Source organism: Marinitoga sp. 1155 (assembly GCF_001021175.1).
In the GTDB taxonomy this organism is placed as follows: Bacteria; Thermotogota; Thermotogae; order Petrotogales; family Petrotogaceae; genus Marinitoga.
The window spans coordinates 1-3,245 of record NZ_AZAX01000041.1 but is presented as its reverse complement, the minus strand read 5'-3'; the positions used below and the strand labels follow the sequence as shown (position 1 = coordinate 3,245).

Annotated in this window: 4 protein-coding genes; 3 read left to right on the top strand and 1 reads right to left on the bottom strand. The window is 25.3% G+C overall.

The window, feature by feature from the left end; translation table 11 throughout:
- Positions 1–838: 838 nt before the first annotated feature.
- The 3 genes from X274_RS09895 (at position 839) to X274_RS09885 (ending at position 3,025) form a co-directional block, all read left to right on the top strand.
- Entirely contained in the window at positions 839–1,432 is a 594-nt protein-coding gene (locus X274_RS09895) for an IS110 family transposase (RefSeq protein WP_047266671.1), read from the top strand.
- A 235-nt stretch (positions 1,433–1,667) separates the two neighbouring features.
- Positions 1,668–2,168 (top strand): IS110 family transposase, encoded by a 501-nt coding sequence (locus tag X274_RS11690; RefSeq protein WP_052913290.1) that lies wholly within the window; start codon positions 1,668–1,670, stop codon positions 2,166–2,168.
- A 311-nt stretch (positions 2,169–2,479) separates the two neighbouring features.
- Positions 2,480–3,025, top strand: coding sequence for a transposase (locus X274_RS09885; RefSeq protein WP_335337579.1), 546 nt, complete (start codon positions 2,480–2,482; stop codon positions 3,023–3,025).
- Positions 3,026–3,030: 5 nt separating this feature from the next.
- On the opposite strand, the gene X274_RS12200 is transcribed toward X274_RS09885, so the two are convergent.
- Positions 3,031–3,245: hypothetical protein (locus X274_RS12200; protein ID WP_047265543.1), on the bottom strand; the 215-nt coding region annotated here is incomplete at its 5' end.

Genomic DNA, 3,245 nt, shown 5'->3' with positions numbered 1-3,245 from the left:
ACAATTAAAAGATATTATTTTCACTTATTCAATTTACAATAATTTTAGCAAAAAAAAAAAAAGAAGTCAACTATACTATGTAAAATTTAAGTAAAATTATAATAGTTTTTTATTTTCTAAAATTAAAAATTTTTACATAATTATTATATCACTTGATATATTTTTGTTGTTATTTTTTTATTTAATTTTGATGACTATAATCATAAATACGATGTCTAAAAAGTCAAATTCACTCAGGCAGCTTGATTGCTTATCCTTAAAATTATTCATTCTCAGCTGTCGCTCAAACAATACATCGTGTATTGTTTCGCGGCACTACATCCTTGTAATTTTGACGGCTTTCATTTTACGCTTAGATTTTTTATAAAAAATCTAAGGGGAAAGGATTTATAATATTATATAATAAAAATTATTTATTCCGATTACCCGCTGTAAGCGTGTAAGGACAATTTTCGAGCCTTCGTTTCATTTGAGATTTTTTAGACCGTGTATAATTAAAATAGAAAAAGAAAATAAATTAATAGATAATATCATGATTAAAATTAATTGAAAATAGTTTTTGTTAAGTTATATAATAATAGATATAGGATATACTATTATTGATAATATATGCATAATATACATTAAAAGACAGAATTTAAAATATATCTGATAATTTAAAACAAAATAATTTTTAAGACAATGATTCTTACAATAATCATATGGAGAAAGATACTTTTTTTAGACTAAGCTTTAAAAGCTTGGAGGCTGTAGTTATCAACTCCTTTTAGCATGTTTTAGAGAATTAAGCGTTAAGCTTGTACAAAGCATGGTCATATGACGAAAGGAGGTATTCCATATGATAAGTATCGGCATTGATATTTCTTCAAAAAAATTTGATGTTGCTACTTTTGATGGTAAAAAGTTTAAACACTTTGTTTTTGAACAGTCATATGATGGTTTTAATAAATTTCTTCTAAAAGTTGTTAAACACGTTAAAGATGAATATATGATAGCAATGGAAGCCACTGGCACCTACCATATTCCTTTAAAACAATTTTTAAACAAAAGAGGTATTGATATTCTGGTATTACACCCATATTCTCTCAAGAATTTCATGAGAGCATTTAGCCATTCAAAAACTGATAAGATCGATGCTAAAAACATTGCTAAAGCTGTATATTTATTAAGTGATTATGTAATTAAATCATCTGAACCTGAGGATTTAGTTTTAGAGTTAAGAAATTTGCTTAGAGCAAGAAAGTCAATTGTTAAAACTTTTACTTCTTTACAGGTGCGATTAAAAGAGGATTTAAAATTATATATGCCTGAATTATTAAAGCATTTCTCAGATATGAAATCTCCCGTTTTACTAAAATTATTATCAAGATATCCTACATTAAAGTCAATAATGAAACACAAAAGAAAAGTCATAAATTTACTTGCTTCATAAAATGTATAAAAGCTTAGCTTTTATACAATGATATTTAAAGATTTTTTATTATTTTCATTTTTAAAATATTGATCTAAATCAAATATTATAATTAAAATAATTTTTCGCGAAGCGATGCTTCTGGAATAAAGAAAAAGCATTAGATGTAATAAATGATTTAAAACATTCAATAGGAATAGAACATGACACTTCTGCTATAATAATCAAATCAAAAATAGAATTAATTAAGAATCATATGGAACAGATAGAAATATTAGAAAAAGAAATACAGAGAATTTCAAATGAACTACTTAACACTCTCGATATTAATGAAATAAATAATTTTCTTGACAATAGCGATAGTAATAACAATAGTAACAATAACAGTGATAATAATAATAATAATAATAATAGGAATAATAACGAGAATAATAATAATAATAATAATAATGATAATAATAAAATAGAAAACAAGTATATTCAGGCATATAAAGCGATAACTTCAATCCCAGGTTCAGGTGAATTAGTAACTCCATTTACAATAATATCAGAAGTAGGAGATATTACTCGTTTTAAAACTAAAAAACATTTCGTTTCGTACATAGGACTTGATCCTACAGTATCTCAATCAGGTAAATATAAAAGAAACAAAAAAATATCAAAAAAAGGTAACAAGCACTTAAGACATACATTTACATTATGGGCTGAGAGAGTTTTAAAATTAATGCCAGAATATCGAAAAAATACCATGATTTAATTAAAAGAGGAAAACATACAAAAGTGGCTGAAATTGCTATAGTAAGAAAATTAGCTGAATTAGTTTATACGTTATGGACTAATAATACAGTATTCGACTATAAATACTTTAGATCAAGACTATTAAAAAATGCATAATCATTTAATCTACTAATATTCAAATTTATAATTTTAAAATTAACTTATATAAAAATTATAATTTTTCTAAACAATTGCAGCGATAATGTTTGCTGTAATAGTGGGGTAATTTTAAAAATTCTCTAAAATATTTCTTAACATATTTTTAACTTTAACTTCTTGATCTTTTAGAGAATACACCCTAGTATAATTACTAATACTGTAATTCCTTTGATTAATGACTGGAAAAATAGACCTTTGGAAGAAGTATATGCTATCGTATATTTGGACACTTCATTTTATTCAGTAAAGGAAGATGGTATTGTAAGGAAAAAAGTTATATATAACGTTATTGGTATTAATCTTGATGGTTATAAGGATATTTTAATTGCTTCTGTAGATGGATTAACAGGTTTTGTTGATGCAATTCATGCCGCATTTCCAAAAACTGAAGTTCAAATGTGTATTGTACATCAATTTAGAAATACTTTTAAATATGTCCCTCATAAATATAGAAAGGAAATCACTAAGGATTTGAAACCTATATACCAGGCTCCAAATCTTGAAGCAGCTGAGACAGCGCTTGAGGAATTTGAAAAAAAATGGGGCAAAACTCACCCCATAGCAGTACAAATATGGAAAAACAATTGGGAACTTGCTTACTTTAAATATTCAAAACCTATTAGGAAGCTGATATATACCACAAATCCAATCGAAAACGTACATCTCCAATTTAGATAGTCACTTTATTTTAACAAATATACAGATTTCATCCAATCGATTTTTAATCCTTTCCATGTCCTCACAATATAAAATGTAATTTCTGCATTTTCTGGATATTTTATTTTTTTAAGTTCTTCTTTCTTTATTTCTTTATTTATTATATTACCTTTAGAATCTAAATCATAAGATACTAATATTTCATTTAAAAGATGTACGATATATCCCCTCTTAACTTTTT

Bases quoted from the DNA above. Each gene is read 5' to 3' on its own strand.
- X274_RS09895 (WP_047266671.1), top strand. From the start codon at position 839: ATGATAAGTATCGGCATTGATATTTCTTCAAAAAAATTTGATGTTGCT.
- X274_RS11690 (WP_052913290.1), top strand. From the start codon at position 1,668: ATGGAACAGATAGAAATATTAGAAAAAGAAATACAGAGAATTTCAAAT.